This window comes from Actinacidiphila paucisporea, assembly GCF_900142575.1.
GTDB lineage: Bacteria > Actinomycetota > Actinomycetes > Streptomycetales > Streptomycetaceae > Actinacidiphila > Actinacidiphila paucisporea.
In genome coordinates, this window is the sequence record NZ_FRBI01000003.1 from 412,154 (window position 1) to 429,213 (window position 17,060).

At 72.4% G+C, this 17,060-nt stretch carries 22 protein-coding genes and 1 tRNA gene; 13 read left to right on the top strand and 10 right to left on the bottom strand.

The features are described from left to right. Window positions 1-87 precede the first annotated feature (87 nt). From BUE44_RS07955 to BUE44_RS07970, 4 genes are read right to left on the bottom strand one after another with little or no spacing between them, the layout of a single operon-like run. A complete protein-coding gene (locus tag BUE44_RS07955) occupies window positions 88-360 on the bottom strand; it encodes a hypothetical protein (protein ID WP_073495294.1) in 273 nt (90 codons plus the stop codon). Window positions 361-400: 40 nt separating this feature from the next. Continuing rightward, window positions 401-775, bottom strand: a complete 375-nt coding sequence (gene crcB, locus BUE44_RS07960; protein WP_073495298.1) for a fluoride efflux transporter CrcB — start codon at window positions 773-775, stop codon at window positions 401-403. Further along, window positions 772-1,161 (bottom strand): DUF190 domain-containing protein, encoded by a 390-nt coding sequence (locus tag BUE44_RS07965; RefSeq protein WP_073495301.1) that lies wholly within the window; start codon window positions 1,159-1,161, stop codon window positions 772-774. The genes crcB and BUE44_RS07965 overlap by 4 nt, the downstream gene beginning before the upstream one ends. 39 nt (window positions 1,162-1,200) lie before the next feature. After that, window positions 1,201-1,629: a FluC/FEX family fluoride channel gene (locus BUE44_RS07970; protein WP_073495304.1), complete on the bottom strand. Its 429-nt coding sequence runs from the start codon at window positions 1,627-1,629 to the stop codon at window positions 1,201-1,203. A gap of 298 nt (window positions 1,630-1,927) precedes the next feature. On the opposite strand from BUE44_RS07970, the gene BUE44_RS07975 reads away from it, so the two are divergent. After that, the gene (locus BUE44_RS07975) at window positions 1,928-3,067 is read left to right on the top strand and encodes a TolB-like translocation protein (protein ID WP_073495307.1); all 1,140 of its coding nucleotides are present in this window, start codon (window positions 1,928-1,930) and stop codon (window positions 3,065-3,067) included. Window positions 3,068-3,089: 22 nt separating this feature from the next. Here the strand turns inward: BUE44_RS07975 and BUE44_RS07980 are convergent, their stop codons facing one another. The 4 genes from BUE44_RS07980 to BUE44_RS07995 form a co-directional block, all read right to left on the bottom strand. Further along, window positions 3,090-3,650: a hypothetical protein gene (locus BUE44_RS07980; RefSeq protein WP_079189578.1), complete on the bottom strand. Its 561-nt coding sequence runs from the start codon at window positions 3,648-3,650 to the stop codon at window positions 3,090-3,092. 33 nt (window positions 3,651-3,683) lie between these two features. Further along, window positions 3,684-4,187 (bottom strand): DnaJ family domain-containing protein, encoded by a 504-nt coding sequence (locus tag BUE44_RS07985; protein ID WP_079189560.1) that lies wholly within the window; start codon window positions 4,185-4,187, stop codon window positions 3,684-3,686. Between the two features lie 58 nt (window positions 4,188-4,245). Then, complete coding sequence (locus BUE44_RS07990) at window positions 4,246-5,949, bottom strand: SpoIIE family protein phosphatase (protein WP_073495314.1); 1,704 nt, start codon at window positions 5,947-5,949, stop codon at window positions 4,246-4,248. A 100-nt stretch (window positions 5,950-6,049) separates the two neighbouring features. Then, window positions 6,050-7,459 (bottom strand): MFS transporter, encoded by a 1,410-nt coding sequence (locus tag BUE44_RS07995; RefSeq protein ID WP_073495477.1) that lies wholly within the window; start codon window positions 7,457-7,459, stop codon window positions 6,050-6,052. Between the two features lie 132 nt (window positions 7,460-7,591). Here BUE44_RS07995 and BUE44_RS08000 point away from each other — a divergent pair, with 132 nt between their 5' ends. From BUE44_RS08000 to BUE44_RS08010, 3 genes are all read left to right on the top strand, one after another. Continuing rightward, on the top strand, window positions 7,592-8,494 hold the full coding sequence (locus BUE44_RS08000) for a LysR family transcriptional regulator (protein ID WP_073495317.1): 903 nt from the start codon (window positions 7,592-7,594) through the stop codon (window positions 8,492-8,494). A gap of 139 nt (window positions 8,495-8,633) precedes the next feature. Beyond that, window positions 8,634-8,930 carry a type II toxin-antitoxin system VapB family antitoxin gene (locus tag BUE44_RS08005; protein WP_033173270.1) on the top strand — a complete coding sequence of 99 codons (297 nt, stop codon included), beginning with the start codon at window positions 8,634-8,636 and terminating at the stop codon, window positions 8,928-8,930. Window positions 8,931-8,951: 21 nt separating this feature from the next. Then, on the top strand, window positions 8,952-9,614 hold the full coding sequence (locus BUE44_RS08010; protein WP_073495320.1) for a LytR C-terminal domain-containing protein: 663 nt from the start codon (window positions 8,952-8,954) through the stop codon (window positions 9,612-9,614). Window positions 9,615-9,661: 47 nt separating this feature from the next. Here BUE44_RS08010 and upp read toward each other — a convergent pair whose 3' ends face one another. Beyond that, window positions 9,662-10,297, bottom strand: coding sequence for a uracil phosphoribosyltransferase (gene upp / locus BUE44_RS08015; protein ID WP_073495323.1), 636 nt, complete (start codon window positions 10,295-10,297; stop codon window positions 9,662-9,664). Between the two features lie 158 nt (window positions 10,298-10,455). Here upp and BUE44_RS37795 point away from each other — a divergent pair, with 158 nt between their 5' ends. The 8 genes from BUE44_RS37795 to BUE44_RS08055 all read left to right on the top strand — a co-directional run bounded on the left by BUE44_RS37795 (window position 10,456) and on the right by BUE44_RS08055 (window position 14,772). Beyond that, window positions 10,456-10,620, top strand: coding sequence for a hypothetical protein (locus tag BUE44_RS37795; protein WP_200804359.1), 165 nt, complete (start codon window positions 10,456-10,458; stop codon window positions 10,618-10,620). A 253-nt stretch (window positions 10,621-10,873) separates the two neighbouring features. After that, window positions 10,874-11,413 (top strand): tRNA adenosine deaminase-associated protein, encoded by a 540-nt coding sequence (locus BUE44_RS08025; RefSeq protein ID WP_073495326.1) that lies wholly within the window; start codon window positions 10,874-10,876, stop codon window positions 11,411-11,413. Window positions 11,414-11,505: 92 nt separating this feature from the next. Then, the gene (locus BUE44_RS08030; protein WP_079189562.1) at window positions 11,506-11,943 is read left to right on the top strand and encodes a nucleoside deaminase; all 438 of its coding nucleotides are present in this window, start codon (window positions 11,506-11,508) and stop codon (window positions 11,941-11,943) included. Window positions 11,944-11,984: 41 nt separating this feature from the next. Beyond that, window positions 11,985-12,071: transfer RNA gene (locus BUE44_RS08035), tRNA-Ser, on the top strand. A 205-nt stretch (window positions 12,072-12,276) separates the two neighbouring features. Further along, window positions 12,277-12,441: a hypothetical protein gene (locus BUE44_RS37800; RefSeq protein ID WP_200804360.1), complete on the top strand. Its 165-nt coding sequence runs from the start codon at window positions 12,277-12,279 to the stop codon at window positions 12,439-12,441. A 34-nt stretch (window positions 12,442-12,475) separates the two neighbouring features. Further along, window positions 12,476-12,769 carry a Dabb family protein gene (locus BUE44_RS08045; RefSeq protein ID WP_073495335.1) on the top strand — a complete coding sequence of 98 codons (294 nt, stop codon included), beginning with the start codon at window positions 12,476-12,478 and terminating at the stop codon, window positions 12,767-12,769. A 178-nt stretch (window positions 12,770-12,947) separates the two neighbouring features. Next, the gene (locus BUE44_RS08050) at window positions 12,948-13,769 is read left to right on the top strand and encodes an RNA polymerase sigma factor SigF (protein ID WP_407640009.1); all 822 of its coding nucleotides are present in this window, start codon (window positions 12,948-12,950) and stop codon (window positions 13,767-13,769) included. A gap of 166 nt (window positions 13,770-13,935) precedes the next feature. Beyond that, window positions 13,936-14,772 carry an RNA polymerase sigma factor SigF gene (locus tag BUE44_RS08055; protein ID WP_073495341.1) on the top strand — a complete coding sequence of 279 codons (837 nt, stop codon included), beginning with the start codon at window positions 13,936-13,938 and terminating at the stop codon, window positions 14,770-14,772. Window positions 14,773-14,797: 25 nt separating this feature from the next. Here BUE44_RS08055 and BUE44_RS08060 read toward each other — a convergent pair whose 3' ends face one another. Beyond that, the gene (locus BUE44_RS08060) at window positions 14,798-14,986 is read right to left on the bottom strand and encodes a hypothetical protein (RefSeq protein WP_073495344.1); all 189 of its coding nucleotides are present in this window, start codon (window positions 14,984-14,986) and stop codon (window positions 14,798-14,800) included. Window positions 14,987-15,286: 300 nt separating this feature from the next. Between BUE44_RS08060 and BUE44_RS08065 the strand changes: the two genes are divergently transcribed. Beyond that, the gene (locus BUE44_RS08065; RefSeq protein ID WP_079189579.1) at window positions 15,287-16,819 is read left to right on the top strand and encodes an MDR family MFS transporter; all 1,533 of its coding nucleotides are present in this window, start codon (window positions 15,287-15,289) and stop codon (window positions 16,817-16,819) included. Window positions 16,820-17,060 lie beyond the last annotated feature (241 nt).

Genomic DNA, 17,060 nt, shown 5'->3' on the forward strand with positions numbered 1-17,060 from the left:
ACCGCGAACGCCGTCGCCACGCGGCTGGTCAGCCGGATCGCCTGTCCCCACTCGGCCGCCGCGGGCGGGGACACGCAACGCGGGGACCTAGGGGTTCACCAGCTCGTTGCCGGCGCTGACGGCGTCCGAGCCGGCCTGGACGGCCTTCTTGACGGCGGTGACTTTCCTGCCGACACCGGACTGCGCGAGCACTCCCTGCGTCGCCGTGGTGGCCTGCTGACCGGCGGACTGGGCGGTCACCGCCGTCGTGCTGAGGGTGTTGCCGAGTTCGGCGGCCTGGGCCGCCGCGGACGCGGAGGTGGCGGCGACGAGCAGGACCGAGCCTGCCGCCGCCTTGCTGAGGATTCGGCGTACGTTCATGGTCCGTGCAACGAGTGACCGCCCGCCAGGGCACGCCCGCTCACCCCCACACGCTGGTGCCCAGCGTCACCCCGGCGAAGGCGGCGCCGAGCCCGGCAACCACGCTCAGCAGGGCGTTGCCGGCCGCGTACGCCTTCGCGCCGCTCTCCGCGAGCCGCAGCGTCTCGTACGAGAAGGTCGAGTACGTCGTCAGCGCGCCGCACAGCCCGGTGCCGACGAGCAGTTGCAGGTGCGAGGACGCGGCGCCCTCGACGGCGGCGCCGGTGAGGGCGCCGAGCACCAGGCAGCCGGCGACGTTGACGAGGAAGGTGCCCCAGGGGAAGACCGAGTCGTGCCGGGACTGGACCGCCCGGTCGGCCAGGTACCTCATCGGTGCCCCGACGGCCGCGCCCGCGATGACCAGCAGCCAGTTCACGACGCGCCGCCGCCGGTGCGGGCGGTGTGCCTGACGACCTCGCAGGCGTCCAGCACCACCAGGCCGGAGCCGACGAGTTCGTCCAGCTCGGGCAGGAAGCCGCGGACGCGCTCCTCGGTGTCCACGACGACCACGGCGACCGGCAGGTCCTCGCTGAGCGAGAGCAGCCGGGCGGTGTGGATCACCGACGACGAGCCGAAGCCCTCGACGCCGTGGAAGACGCTGGCACCGGCCAGGCCAGCGCGCCGCGCCCGATGCACGATCTCGGTGTAGACCGGCTTGTGGTGCCACCGGGCGCTCTCGCCGAGCAGCACCGTCATCCGCAGCGCGGCGCCGGAGAGCCGCCGCGTCCCGTCGCCGCCGTCGTCCGGCTCATCGGCCGCCATGGCCGTCACCTGTCCCCTCGTGACCCCTCTGGTCGCCTCTCATCGTGCCCTGCGGACCAGCACCCGGCGGGTCGCCCACGCCGCACCCCACACCGCGCCGAGCGCCGCAGCGAGCGTCGCGGCCGCGTAGCCGAAGGCGGTGGCGGCCTGGTGGGCATCGGTTAGGCGGCGGATCTCGACGGCGTAGGTGGAGAAGGTGGTGTAGCCGCCGAGCACTCCGGTGCCGAAGAACGGCCGCACCAGGCGGTGCGGCACCAGCACCTCGGTGATCACCACCATGAAGACGCCGATGACCGCGCAACCGGAGACGTTCACCCAGAACGTCGTCCACGGGAATGTGCCGGGCGTCTGCGGCCACAGCAGGACGGCGCCGTAGCGGGCGCACGCCCCGGCGGCGCCGCCCGCCGCCACCGCGCCGACCACGGGCCACTGGTCGTGCATGAGGCCTGGCCGCTGCTGCGCCTGCATGGTCGGGCGTCTCCTGCTGTTCGGGTGCGGATCGCGGGGACGGCCAGCGTAGTGCGCCTTCCCGCGTGCACATCAGTGCGCCTTCCCGCGGCACATTGCGGCGGCCGACCGCTACGAGCCGGCCACGGGCGGAGTGCACCGGGCAGGGGTGGGAAGGCGGCGCTTTGCGGCTGTTGCACGCACGTGACAACCGGCGCACAGGAGAGGGACGTTGGCCGGGCAGGCTTTGTCTCACAGCAGGGGGCGCCTACAGCGCCGCTGCACCAGCCGCCGTACACATCCCGTGGGGGGAACCACCATGTCCGCTCGTCCCAAGCGCCGCAGTACCGCCATCGCCATCGCCCTCACCGCGGGCATCACCGCCGGCCTCGGCCTGGTGCTGACCGGCTGCGGCCCCCAGGACGCCACCGGCGCCGACGGCGCCAAGCCGTCCGCGACCAGCACCGCGGGCGGCAGCACCACCAGCGCCGCCCCGTCGGCGACTGCCACGGCGACGGGCACCGGCACCGGCGGCACCGGCGGCACGGGCGGCACGGGCGGCACCGGCGGCACGGGCGGCACCGCGGCCTCGGGCAAGCCGGCCGCCGACACCGCGCCCAAGGCGCAGCCGCTGGTCAACGGCACCGCCCACAACGGGCTGACCATCAGCGACGGCACCCGCTTCGTGGTGATGAACGGCACCCGGGTCGACTTCGGCACCGCCGTACGCGACCTAGCATGGTCCCCCGACGGCAGGAAGGCGGCCTTCGTGGACGGCGCCGGCAACCTGGTCGTCAGCAACCCGGACGGCAGCGGCCGTACGGTCGTCGCGAAGAACCCGGGCGGCCAGAACTGGTCCCATCCCACCTGGCAGGTGCGGAAGGCGGACAGCACCGTCAACCTGCCGAAGATGGACAACCTGATCTTCGCCGGCCGGAAGAGCGGCGTATCCAAGCTCTACCGCGTCCCGGCCACCGGGCACAATGCCACGCCCACCGTGCTGTCCCTGAACCGCGAGTCCGGCCCGGACATCCAGCTGCTGCCGCAGGCCGGCAACACGTGGCCCAGCGGGGGCGGCACGTACGGCAGCTCCGTCTACGCCAACAGCGCCGACGGGCAGGTCTACATCCGCGACGACTACCTGCGGCAGCAGGGCTCTGCCATCACCAAGGGCTCCGAGCCCGCGTCCGCGCCCACCGATGACGGCGGCTTCGTCTTCGTGCGCTCCGTCGGGGGCCACGACCACCTTTTCCGTGAGACGCCCAGGGCGAAGGGCGGCCCGACCTTCAAGGACCTCACGCCGCACGCCACCACCGACTACACCGAGCCGACCTTCTCCGCCGACGGCAGGACCATCGCCGCCCGCACCCCCGGCGGCATCGTGACCCTGCCCGCCGACGGCTCCAAGGCCCCGGTCAAGGTGTCCGGCTACGTGGGCCTGCCCGCCTACCGCAACTGATCCGCCCGGCGGTACGGCCCGGTCAGCGGCCCTCCGCCAACTCCGCCCGCAGCCTGTCCAGATGGGCGTCGGCGACATCGTGCGGCAGGAACTCCACCACGTCCACGAAGCGGAAGAGCACCTGCGAGGGCGTCACCGCGAACTCGTAGTCCGCGAAGCCGACCACCGCGCCCATCGAACCGCGCACCGCACCCCGGACCACATGAGCCGTCATGTCGTCCGGGGTGTTCGCGCTGGTGCCGCGCCGGGCGTTGGGCCTGGCCAGGTAGGGGCACACCATCGAGGCGTAGAGCATGCACGCCCGATGCCCCGGGCCTTCGAGGGTCGCCGCCATGTTGCGGTACGGGCGCCCGGCCGCGAGGGCCTCGCCTATTGCCGCGCTTTCCGGACCGCCCACCACCCGCCACACCGGGCCGCGCGGCATCAGCACACCGCACACGGAACACAGCCGCTCGCGGGCGCACTTCGCGCTGCGCTCGTAGTCGGTCAGCGCGAACTGCGGCCGGTCCTCCTCCCACGGCGTGATCGCGGGCACGGGATAGCCGCGTACGTCGCGCGGCCTGTTTCCGACGGACTCCGGCATGGGAACGGCTTCGAAGCGCATCCGCCTTGCTTATCAGGCCGAACGGCGCCTGCGGAACAGCCGGCCCCAACCACCCCGCGCCGGCGCCTCGCCCACCGCGGGCCGCGGCGGCGGTGCCGGCTCCCGCGCGGACTCGGCCACCGCCCTCGCGGCCCTCCAGTCGGCGACGACCTGCTCGGCGTCGAAGAGCCCACGGCCCAGCGGCGGCCCCTCGGGCGGGCGCCGCAGCGCCTCCCGCAGCTTGTCGTTGATCTCCCCGACGATCCGCCGCACCTGCGCCTCGGTGGCGGCCCGCGCGACGGCCTCCATCGCGTCCTCCGCCTCCTTGCGCAGCACCAGTGACGGCGGAAGCGCGGACAGGCCCTCGCGCTGCATCTTGCCGCGGATCCACCACAGCTCGTCATAGGGCGCGTCCAGCGACGGCAGCGGTTTGCCGGCGCCCGGCAGCGCCTTGAAATCCCCGCGGCGCTCGGCGTCGCGGATCTGCTTGTCGGCCCAGGTCTCGAAGGAGACACCGGGCGGCTTGCGTTCGGTCATGCCGCACTCCTCCCGCTCCCGCACGGGGCGCCCGGCCACACACGGCGCCGCCTCCAGGCTACAAGCGGCTCGCGAGCGGCAGCCGGGCGCGAGCGGCTAGCAGCGCCACGTCGTCCTCCACGACGGACGGCGCGAGCCGGTGCACGATACGGGCCAGCAGCGCGTCCAGCGGACCCGCCGCGTGCGGCAGCTCCATCCCGGCCAGCCTGGCCAACGACGTGTCGATGTCCTCGGTGCGCCGCTCGACCAGTCCGTCGGTGTACAGCAGCAGCGTGTCGCCGGCCCGCCAGGGCACGTACACGGCCTCGTACCGCCCGCTCAGCTCCGCTCCCAGCGGCGGGCCCGGCGGGACGTCCAGCAGCCGCACACGGCCGTCGGGGGAGACCACGGCGGGCGGCAGGTGGCCGGCGTTCGCGAACCAGCAGCCGCCGTGCACCGGGTCGGCCAGCCCCAGCAGGCACGTCGCCGGCCGCTCGGTGCCCGCGGCGGCCAGCAGCGCGTCCATCCTGCGCAGGATGCCGTCCGGCGGTTCGCCCTCGCCCGCGACCACCCGCAGCATCGAGCGGTAGTGGCTCATCTCCACCGCCGCCTCGACGCCGTGGCCCATCACGTCGCCCATCGCCAGCAGCGTGATCCCCGACGGCAGCGCCAGGGTGTCGAACCAGTCGCCGCCGACCAGATCCGTCTCCCCGGCCGGCAGATAGCGGGTGGCGACATCGATCTGCGGGTGCGGGATCCCGGGCGCCGCCAGCAGCGCCCGCTGCAATTCAACGGCGATACCGTGCTCGCGGCTGTAGCGGCGGGCGTTGTCCATGCTGATCGCCGCCCGGTCGGCGAGCGCGTGCGCCACCGCCATGTCCTCGTCGTCGAAGGGGGGCGACGAGCCCGCCCTGATCATCGTGACCGTGCCGAGCTGCTCCCCGCGCGCCGCCAGCGGCACCACCAGCCCCGAGTGGATGCCCACCGCCCGGTAGGCGTCCACCCGCTCCGCACTCGGCGCCGACCGGCGCAGGTCGGCGTCCGAGGGCACGTTGTACGCCATCGGGCGGCCCGTCTCCAGGCAGCGCGGGATCGCCGAGCCCGGCTGGTAGTCGACGTGCTCGCCCGGCACGCCGAACTGCCGCACCGACTCGCCCAGCCGAGGCACCGCCGCCATCGCCGCCCGGCACAGCCGCAGCATCCCGCCCGGCGGCGGGCGGCCCTCGGCGCCGTTCATCGCCAGCACCTCCACGGTCGCCACGTCCGCGATCACCTCGACCAGCAGGTCGCACAGCTCCTGGCAGGTGCGGTCCACCTCCAGCGTCCGGCCGATACGCACCGCCGCCGCGTCCAGCAGCTGCAGCCGCTCCCTGGTCCGCTCCAGCTCCGCCTGCACCTCGCGTTCCGCGCTCACCTCGAAGACCACCGCGCCGAGCCCCCGCACCCGGCCCTGCGCGTCCTCCAGCCGGTGGTAACTGCCGCGCCACACCCGCAGCGGGTGCTTCGAGTGCGCGCGGGTCTGCCCGCTCGACACGACCTCGCGGGTGCGGCCGTCCTCCAGGACCTTGCGCATGGTCTCGACGCGGGCGTCCACCCGGGGGGCGATCTCGCCGATCGTCCGCCCGATGTGCGCCTCCGCGTCCAGCCCGTTCATGGCCGCCAGCGCCGGATTGACGTAGGCAAAGCGCAGCTCGGTGTCCAGCACCGCCACCCCGGCCGTCGTGCCGTCCAGCAGCGCCCGCCACGCCCACGCCCCGAAGTCCGCCGGAGGGTCGTCGCGCATCCCCGTCCCTCCTGCCCGTTCCTGCCGTCCCGCACCTACCTTCCACAGTGCGCGCGACCCGCACGATCTGCGACACCACCCACCGGGTCGGCGCCGCCGTTCAGGGTTGGCGTTCGCGGGCGGGCGTGAGGGGCCGGGGCGCCGCGGGTTGTGGGGAGCGGCGGCGGCCGGCGGAGGCGACGGTCGCGCAGACGGCGCACACCGCGGCGGCGAGCAGGAGCGCGCCGCCCACACCGTGGTCGGCGCGGCCCCCGCCGCGGTGCGGGGCGACCGTGGCGAAGGCGCCGAGGACCGCGACACCCATCGTGGCACCGAGCTGGCGCACGGCGTTGAAGAGGCCGCCCGCCGACCCGGCCGTGCCCTCGGGTGCCAAGGTGATGACCGCGGTGGTCAGCGCGGGGAGCGCGAAGGAGACGCCGAAGCCGGCGGCGGCGAGCCCGGCCGCGAGGAAGGCGTAGGGCGCCCCGGCCCATACGGTGGCGCCCATGGCCGCGGCGCCCGCGGTGAGCAGGCACAGTCCGGCCAGGACCGGGCCGCGCGGGCCGGTGCGGGCGACGAGTCGGCCGGTGAGCAGCGGGTTGAAGGCGGTCGGCAGCGTCATGGGCAGGAAGGCCAGGCCGGTGCCGACGGCGCTGTAGCCGAGGCGTTGCTGGAGCAGCAGCGGGAGCACGAACAGCGCCCCGGTGAGCGCGAAGCCGACCGCCGCCCCGGCCAGCAGCATCGCCGCCATGCCGGGAGCCCGCAGCACCGCCCCTGCCAGCACGGGCGAGGTGCTGCGCCGCTCGCGTGCCGCGAAGAGGCCGCCCGTGGCAATTGCCGCGCCGAACGAGCACGCGGTGTGCGCCCAGTGCCGGCCGCCCAGCGCGATCAGCGCGTCCGTGCCCAGGGCGAGGGCGGCGCAGGCGAGTGCCTGCCCCGTACGGTCGACGCGCCGGTCGGGCGCGGCGGGGCAGTGGACGGCGCTTCCCGACACCAGGGCGAGGGTGAGCGCGGCGATCGGCACGTTGACGAGGAAGACGGCCCGCCAGCCGGCGAGCCCGACGAGCAGCCCGCCCGCGATCGGCCCGGCGGCGAGTGCCGCCCCGCTGACCGCGGCCCATACCGAGACCGCGCGGGCCCGCCGGGCGGGCTCCGGGTAGAGCCGGGTGATCAGTGCCATCGAGCTGGGCACGCAGGCCGCCGCCGCGGCGCCGAGCACCCCGCGCAGCACGACCAGCGTCCACAACCCGGGCGCCGCCGCGCACAGCAGCGACCCGGCGCCGAAGACGGCCACGCCGCCGCGGAAGAGCCGGTGGGCGCCGAAGCGGTCGGCGGCCGCGCCGGCGGACAGCAGGAGCGCGCCGAAGGCGACCGTGTAGCCGGTCACCGCCCATTGCAGGCCGGCCACCGAGCCGCCCAGCGAACGCGACAGGTCGGGCTCCGCGACCGACAGCACGGTCATGTCGAGGAGCACCATGAAGTAGCCGAGCGCGATACCGATCAGCGCGTACGGTTTCCGGTCGGGGGACATGCCGGGCATCACCATTCCAGTCGTGCGGTCCGCAAGGGCTGCCAGCGTGCGGCCGGGCCGCACACCGCCTCCACCGGCGCGGCCGCACACGGCGTTCGGCCCGCCCGAACGCACGGGAGAGGGAAGTGAGCGATGGAACTGCGCCAGTTGCGGACCTTCGAGGCCGTCGTGCGCGAGGGCAGCGTCACGGACGCCGCCGTCGCGCTCGGCCTGGCGCCCTCCTCGGTGTCACAGGCCGTCCGCACACTGGAGCGGTCCCTGGGCGTCCAGCTCTTCGTCCGCGACCCGCGCGGCATGCGCACCACCGCCGCGGGTGAGCGGCTGCTGGCCTGGGCCGGCCGCCTGCTCGACCAGGCCGAGCAGGCCCGCCGCGAGGTGGTGGCCGCGGACGCCGCGGCCCGGGAGGTGACGCGCGTACGGCTCGGCGCCCTGGAGTCGATCGCCGCCGAGCTGGTCCCGGCGATCCTGGCCAGGCTCGCCGCCCGGCGCCCCGGGCTGCGGGTCGAGGTGCGCTCGGAGCCGTCCCGCGACGTGCTGCTCGCCGCGGTGGTCGCCGGCGAGCTGGACGCGGCCCTGGTGCTCGACACCGGGGACGCCCTGGGTGACCTGGGCTTCCCGGTGCCCCCTGCCGGCCCGCTGGACTTCCTCGACCTCGACCCGGTCCCACTGGTGCTGGTCGGCTCCCCCACCCATCCGCACGCCGGCGCCCGCGGCCTGGTCCCCGCCGACTTCGACGGGCAGCGGCTGCTGGTCAACACGGCGTCGTCCTGCTCCTTCGCGCTCGCCGCGGGCCGGCTCTTCGGGCCGGCGGTCGAACGCGTTCAGGCGGGCAGCGTCGCCGTCATGCGGGCCTGGGCCAGGCAGGGCGTGGGCATGGCCCTGCTCCCCGCCTTCGCGGTGACTCCCGACCTCGCCGCCGGCACCCTGGTTTCCCTGCCCCTCCCGCTTCCCACCCTCCACCTCCGCCTCACCTGGCCCCCCTCCACCCCCACTCACCCCGCGACCCGCGCCCTCCTCTACGCGGCCACCGCCTGATCCCGCGGGCGGGGAACGCCCGCCATGTCGACCTTCCGGCATGACATGTTCCCGTCCCGTCCGGATATGCACCGTTTGCCGCCACGGCACCGCGCCGCCACTGCTGCGCCCGCGCGAGCCGGACCGGTAGGCTTTCCGTGTGATCTTCAAGCGCATCGGAAGCACTCGGCCGTACCCGGACCACGGCCGGGTGAGTACGCGTGAGTGGGCGGACGTCGCCCCCCGACCCGTGCGGCTGGACCAGTTGGTGACCACCAAGGGACAGCTCGACCTGGAGACGCTGCTCGCCGAGGACTCCACCTTCTATGGCGACCTCTTCGCACATGTCGTCAAATGGCAGGGTGATCTCTATCTGGAAGACGGCCTGCACCGGGCGGTACGCGCCGCACTGCAGCAGCGTCAAGTGCTCCACGCCCGGGTCCTGGAGATGGACTGACAATCCGCTTACGCTGCGCTCATGAGCATGCTGACGCCCTCTGGGATGGGCGGGAAGTACCGAGTCACCGGGGATACATATCCGCGGATGCGACGACCCAGAAAGCGCGGCCGTGTGGCGGCCGCGCTCGTCGCCTCGGTCGTCGTGCTGGGCCTGTTCGGCTGGGGCGCGCTGCAGCTCTTTCACGTCTTCAAGGGCGCCGGCGACGACACCAAGGCGAACGCGGCCCCGCAGAGCCGGCCCTGCGTCGCGACGCCGTCGCCCGCGCTGAAGCCGATGGCGCTGCCGCAGCCCGCCGGCGTGACGATGAACGTCTACAACGCCACACCGAGGGGCGGTCTCGCCAAGTCCACCGCTGATGAGCTGGCCAAACGCGGCTTCAAGGTGGGCAAGTTCGGCAATGCGCCGGCGCCTTACGACAAGAAGGTCACCCAGTCGGCCCTGATCGTGGCGGGCCCCGCCGCGGAGGCCGCTGCCCGGGAGGCCGGCACCCAGGTGGCGGGATCGACGGTGAAGATCGATCCGACACGTAAGGACAAGAGTGTCGATCTGATGATCGGGGCGCGCTTCACCGCGCTGGCCACACCTGCGGACGCGAACAAGGCCCGCATCGTGGCGGCCAACCCGCCCGCGCCCGAGCCCGCCTGCACGCCGACCCCGTCAGTGGCGGCGGTCCGCCACTGACGAGGGGCGCCCTCCGGGGCGCCGGCACGCTCGCAGGGGGCCGGCGGCTAGCCGACCGTGCCGTAGAGGCGGTCGCCCGCGTCGCCGAGGCCCGGGACGATGAAGCCGCGGTCGTTGAGGTGGTCGTCGACCGCCGCGGTGACCACGGTGACCGGCTTGCCCGCCAGCTCGCGCTCCATCACCTCGACACCCTCGGGGGCGGCGAGCAGGCACAGGGCCGTGACGTCGTCGGCGCCCAGGTCGATCAGCAGGTTGATCGCGGCGACCAGGGTGCCGCCGGTGGCCAGCATCGGGTCCACCACGTAGACCTGCCGGCCGGACAGGTCATCGGGCATCCGGGTGGCGTATGTCGTCGCCTCCAGGGTCTTCTCGTCGCGGACCATGCCGAGGAAGCCGACCTCGGCCGTGGGGAGCAGCCGGACCATTCCGTCGAGCATGCCGAGGCCGGCGCGCAGGATCGGCACCACCAGGGGCCGCGGGTGGGACAGCCGCACCCCGGTGGTGGGCGCGACGGGGGTGCGGATGTCGACCTGCTCGGTCCTGACGTCACGGGTCGCCTCGTAGGCGAGCAGGGTGACCAGCTCGTCGGCCAGGCGCCGGAAGGTCGGGGAGTCGGTGCGCTCGTCGCGCAGGGTGGTGAGCTTGTGCGCGACCAGCGGGTGGTCGACAACGTGGAGACGCATACGGATGACTGTATCTGCCACCCCGTGGGTCCCTGCCAGCCCCGCTTCACTCGCGGCTCCTGCGCGGCCGGTGGGGTAAACCGCCCGTGAGAGGGAAACTGGGTCTGTACGCCCGGTGCGTCACCCGGGTGAACCGAGTCCAGGGATGGTGGGCGCCCATGGCGGACCACGACGACGACCGCGATCTGGAGCGCCGCCGCAAGCGCGCCTCGTTCCTTCGGGAGCTCGACGAGGCGAAGGAGCTGCGCGAGCGGGTCCAGCCCCGCAAGGCGCGCGCCGCGCGGATGCGGCAGCAGATGCGGATGCGGACCTTCCGTTGGTGAAAGTCCGTGATCTTTGCTGCGCACCCGTGTGCGCAGCGTGACCGCTTGTCAGCCTCGGGGTGACCTCCGCACCCCCACAATGGCCGTACAAGATCGCCGAATCTCGCAGAAGTGACGAAGACCTGGCACGTCGCAGTGCCGAAGACCCTTCGCAACGCCCCGGTTTCTGCCACGATGCCGATGGGCGGGGCCGACAGAAGTCGAAAGCGGCCCCACCCGGTCCGGACGGCCTGAGACCAGTGGGAGAGTCACGGTGTACTTCGCCGCACTGCTCGCGCGCACCGAGGACGGTTGGCACGCGAGCGAACCCGATCTCGACAATGTGGAAACCCTCGCCGATCTGAGCGATCTGGCCCGCGCGGCCGGCGACGAGGAGGAAACGGTTCTGGTCTTCATCGAGCAGGAGGACGCCTGGTTCGGCGTCATCCGGGTGGACGGTGAAGAGGATCCCAGAATCTACGTGTCCGACGCGGCAGCCGCCGCCCGCAGCTCGTACGGAGAGATCCTGCTCACGGACGAGGTGCTGGGCCGCGACCCGGAGGACCTCGACGACCTGGTCGACCTCGACGGCACCGAGGACGGCGAAACCGACGACGACGAGGAAGCCGTGGCGGGCTCCTCCGACGACCATGTGCCGACCGGCCCGCTGGGGGAGACCGATCTGCTGGTCGACCTCGGGATGAGCACGAAGGAGCTGCTGGCGCTCAGCGGCGACGGCGCGCTCACCGGTGAGGCACTGGGCGAGATCGCCGAGGCGCTCGGCTGTGCCGACGTACTGGAGGCGGTCCGCTGACAGCACACCCACCGCCACCGGAGCCTCCGCCAGGGGATGCCGCAGGTCCGGCCCGCCCGGCCGACCCGGTACGCGACCCGTGGGCCGCCGCCATGCGGCTGGCCCTGGCGGAGGCGGAACAGGCCCCGCTCACCGGCGACGTCCCGGTGGGCGCGGTCGTGCTGTCCGCGGACGGTACGACCGTGCTGGCCCGCGCGCGCAACGAGCGCGAGGCCACCGGCGACCCGACCGGGCACGCCGAGATCCTGGCCATCCGCCGCGCCGCGGCGGCCACCGGCCAGTGGCGGCTGACCGGCTGCACCCTGGTGGTCACCCTCGAACCCTGCACGATGTGCGCCGGCGCCATCGTCCAGTCGCGCCTGGACCGGGTCGTCTACGCCGCCACCGACGCCAAGGCCGGCGCCGCCGGCTCCCTGTGGGACCTGGTCCGCGACCGCCGCCTCAACCACCGCCCCGAGGTCATCTCCGGCGTCCTCCCCGCCCCCGCGTCCGCCCTCCTCACCCACTTCTTCCGGACAGCCGGCCCCTGAGGATTTCGGCGCACGCCGTCGCGTGGGCTAGGATCTGTCTCGGTAGCGTGTCCGAGCGGCCTAAGGAGCACGCCTCGAAAGCGTGTGAGGGGGCAACTCCTCCGTGGGTTCAAATCCCACCGCTACCGCTCTGATCGTGACGACGATGGGCGCCCACTCAGTCGAGTGGGCGCCCATCGTCGTTTTCTGCGGGGAACGGGTGGATGGCGGGTGTCACGTTCATAGGATCAGAGGGCTGGGCGGGCGCCCGATGGCGCCAACTGATGGATAGACTTCGCTGATTGCACACTTGTGACCATTGGTGCGTGGCTGCTGCTGGGGAGGGCAAGGAGCATGGCGCAGGCGAGGAAGGTCGCCACGTACTTGCTGGTGATCTTCGTGCTTTACACGATCATCAGCCAGCCGGCCAGGGCTGCCGATCTTGTGCAAGTAGGCTTCGTCGGGATATCGAACGCGGCCAAGAGCATCGGGCAGTTCATGCACGATCTGGTCAACTAGCAGGACTGCCAGCACGTAGCGAGCGAGGGGTTCGATGATCCGGCATCTGGTGCTGTTCAAGCTCAACGAGGGCGTCTCGCGGGACGAGCCACGCGTCGTGGCGGGCGCGCGGGGGTTCGCCGAGTTGGGGGCGCTGGTGCCGGAGGTGGCCTCCTGGGAGACCGGCTGGAACGTGAGCGACCGGCCCGTCGCGTACGACTTCGCGATCAACTCCTCGGTCGCCGACGGCGACGCGCTGGAGCGCTACCTCGCACACCCGGCGCACCAGGCCGCGGTCGCGCCGTGGGCGGAATTCGCCACCTGGGTGATCGCCGACTACGAGATCTGAGCCGTACGGACGTTCGCTGTACGCCCCCTGCCGGTTGCGGCGGGGGGCTTCTTCGTGCCGGGGCGCACTGCGGTTGTACAACACGGCAATATGCGGTGCTTGCGCACCCCACACATCAATTGTGATGCTATGACCGCTTTTGCCGGATGAGTCGACCAGTGTGGGGTGTGATGTGCCGGTGCCGGCCCGTACGGCGTCAACGACGTATCCCCGCGGCAGGACGCGCACCCCGAGCACCAACGCGGCGGACGCGCGGGCACTCACCCAGGTGCTGTTCGAACAGATTCGCACACTGGATCCCGGCACACCCGAGCACACCCGGGTCCGCGCGGCGCTGATCGAGGTCAACCTGCCGCTGGTGCGCTACGCCGCCGCCCGCTTCCGCAGCCGCAACGAACCCATGGAGGACGTGGTCCAGGTCGGCACGATCGGGCTGATCAACGCGATCGACCGCTTCGACCCGGAGCGCGGGGTGCAGTTCCCGACCTTCGCGATGCCGACCGTGGTCGGCGAGATCAAACGTTACTTCCGTGACAACGTGCGGACCGTGCACGTACCGCGCCGGCTGCACGAGCTGTGGGTACAGGTCAGCGGCGCGATCGAGGACCTGACCGTGCTGCACGGCAGATCGCCCACCACCGCGGAGATCGCCGAGCGGCTGAAGCTGTCGGAGGACGAGGTGCTGGCCTGCCTGGAGGCGGGCCGCGCCTACCACGCGACCTCGCTGGAGGCCGCCCAGGAGGGCGACGGCGCCCCGGGGCTGCTCGACCGGCTCGGCTACGAGGACCCGGCCCTGTCCGGCGTCGAGCACCGCGACCTGGTCCGGCATCTTCTGGTGCAGCTTCCCGAGCGGGAACGCCGGATCCTGTTGCTGCGCTACTTCGGCAACCTGACGCAGTCGCAGATCAGTGCTGAGCTGGGGGTTTCCCAGATGCACGTGTCCCGCCTGCTGTCCCGGAGCTTCGCCCGGCTGAGGTCCGCAAACCAGCTCGAAGCGTAACCGAAAGGGAGTAAGTCACCTGCGCAGATATGTCGACTTGGCGCTACAGCGTGTTGCCGACATGTGACATTCTGCGGATACCGCGTTTGTCGCGAGCGCACCTCCGGTATTCCAGTGGAGGAACAACGTCGCTAGCGACACCCGTCCGCGACCTCAAGGGGGTGGCATGTCCGTACAGGTGGGCAGTCCCAAGGTGCTCCGTACCACCGACGCACCGCACGATGCTCTTCACGGCGAGGCCATCGACACCCGTACGCTGTCCCGCTCGCTCTTCCTGCGCCTTGCGGAAGTGCCGGTGGACAGCCCGGAACGCACCTACGTACGCGACACGCTGATCGAGCTGAACCTCCCGCTCGTGCGTTACGCGGCGGCCCGCTTCCGCAGCCGCAACGAGCCGATGGAGGACATCGTCCAGGTCGGCACGATCGGCCTGATCAAGGCGATCGACCGCTTCGACTGCGAGCGCGGGGTGGAATTCCCCACCTTCGCGATGCCGACCATCGTCGGCGAGGTGAAGCGGTTCTTCCGCGACACGTCCTGGTCGGTGCGGGTGCCGCGGCGGCTCCAGGAGCTGCGGCTGGCCCTCACCAAGGCCAGCGACGACCTGTCCCAGCGGCTCGACCGCTCGCCGACCGTGGCGGAACTCGCCCTGTGCCTCGGCGTGTCCGAGGAGGACGTGGTCGACGGCCTGGCGGTCGGCAACGCCTACACGGCCAGCTCGCTGGACTCCCCGCCGCCCGAGGACGACGGTGGCGAGGGCACGCTGGCCGACCGCCTCGGCTATGAGGACGCCGCGCTCGAAGGCGTCGAGTACCGCGAGTCGCTCAAGCCGCTGCTGGCCCAGCTGCCGCCGCGCGAGCGGCAGATCATCATGCTGCGGTTCTTCGCGAACATGACGCAGTCGCAGATCGGCGAGGAGGTCGGCATCTCCCAGATGCACGTCTCCCGGCTGCTGACCCGCACACTGGCCCAGCTGCGCGAGGGCCTGACCGCGGAAGCGTGAGGACGGGACGGAGTGGTCGGGCGCCCTACTTCATGGCGAGTGCGACCACTCCGACAATGACGAGCACCGCGACGACCAGTCCGATGATCAGCCCCGTACGGGGTCGGGCCTGCGCCCGCTGCACCTCGACGGCGGGCGGCTGCTCGTCCACGAAGGCGCGGAACATCTGAGTGTTGCCGGCCGGATCGTAGTTGTTCTCAGGGTTGTTCGACATGCCGCCTGACCCTAGCGTGTCGGCGGAATCCCCCGCACCCCCCGCAGGCCCCTCATCCGCGCTGATGCGCGCCTGACGCGCGCCTGTTCGGGGCGATTCTCACACCTCGGCGACGGGCCGCGGCGCTCCGTGACGGGCGCGCGGCCGCTTCGTGGTGTGCGCCACAGCGGACCCACAGAACTTGCCGTATACAACCATCGAGCCTATGGTTGCTTCAGGCAATCAAATGGAGGCCTGATGGCGATCCCGTCGACAACCGCACGCACGAGCACCCCGCCCGACATCTCGGCCGGGGCGCCGATGTCGCACCGGCAGATCATGGAAGCCCTCTCCGGGCTGCTGCTCGGGCTCTTCGTGGCGATCCTGTCGTCCACCATCGTCTCCAACGCGCTGCCGCGGATCCTCGGCGACATCGGCGGCGGCCAGAGCGCGTACACCTGGGTCGTCACGGCCTCGCTGCTCGCCGTCACCGCCACCACCCCGATCTGGGGGAAGCTCTCCGACCTGTTCAGCAAGAAGCTGCTGATCCAGCTGGCGCTGGTGATCTACGTCGCCGGCTCCGTCGTGGCCGGCTTCTCCACCAGCCCCGGAATGCTCATCGGCTGCCGGCTGATCCAGGGCGTCGGCGCGGGCGGCCTGTCCGCGCTCACCCAGGTGATCATGGCCGCGATGATCTCGCCCCGCGAGCGCGGCCGCTACAGCGGCTACCTCGGCGCCACCTTCGCCGTCGCCACCGTCGGCGGCCCGCTGGTCGGCGGCGTCATCGTCGACTCCGCGCTCGGCTGGCGCTGGTGCTTCTACGTCGGCGTGCCCTTCGCCGTCATCGCGCTGATCGTGCTGCAGAAGACGCTGCACCTGCCGGTGGTCAAGCGGAAGGTCACCATCGACTGGGCCGGCGCCTTCTTCATCACCGCGGCCGTCTCCCTGGTGATGATCTGGGTCTCGCTGGCCGGCCAGAACTACGCGTGGCTGTCCTGGCAGTCGTACGTCATGGTGGCCGGCGCGGTCCTGCTCGGCGCCGTCTTCCTCTTCGTCGAGTCGCGGGCCCCGCAGCCGATCGTGCCGCTGCGGCTGTTCCGCAACAAGACGATCACCCTCACCTCGCTGGCCAGCCTCTTCGTCGGCGTCGCGATGTTCGCCGGCACGGTCTTCCTCAGCCAGTACTTCCAGCTGGCCCGCGGCCGCACGCCCACGATGTCCGGCATCATGACCATCCCGATGATCGCCGGGCTGTTCGCCGCCTCGACCGTCACCGGTCAGATCATCACCCGCACCGGGCGCTGGAAGGCCTTCCTGGTCGCCGGCGGCCTGCTGCTCACCGCCGGCTCCGCGACACTCGGCCTGCTCCGCTACGACACCCCGTATTGGCAGGTCGCCGTCTACATGGCGCTGCTCGGCCTCGGCGTCGGCATGATGATGCAGAACCTGGTCCTCGCCGTGCAGAACCAGGTCTCAGCCGCCGACCTCGGCGCCGCCAGCTCCCTGGTGACCTTCTTCCGGTCGCTCGGCGGCGCGGTGGGCGTCACCGCGCTCGGCGCGGTCCTCGGCAACCGCGTCACCCACTTCGTCTCCGACGGCCTGAGCGCACTGCACGTCAAGGCCTCGGCCGGCGACAGCGGCGGCATCCCCGACGTCGCGACCCTGCCGGCGCCGGTCCGCGGCGTCGTCGAGAGCGCGTACGGGCACGGCATCGGCGACGTCTTCCTCTACGCGGCACCCTTCGCCCTGCTGTCCTTCCTGCTGGTCGTCTTCGTCAAGGAGGTGGCCCTGCGCACCCGCAGCGGTCTGCAGCAGAGCGCGCCGGGTACGGCGACGGCCGAGGAGAAGGAATGACGGCCGGTCACTGAGACTCCCGTCCACCCGGCCTGTGCCACAGCGGAGAGGTCCAGGCACGGAGGCGCGGGGAGGGCCTGGACACCAGGCCCTGGGTTCCGGCGACGGCTGAGGCAGGGGACGGCCGAGGCTGCTCGCCGGGGCCCGCACACGCGTGTCGAGGGTCGCGCCGATGGGCGGGGCGTTCGCGGCAGACGCGCGCGTGCCCCTTCGGGCGGGCTCCGGCGGGAGGCGGGCGGGC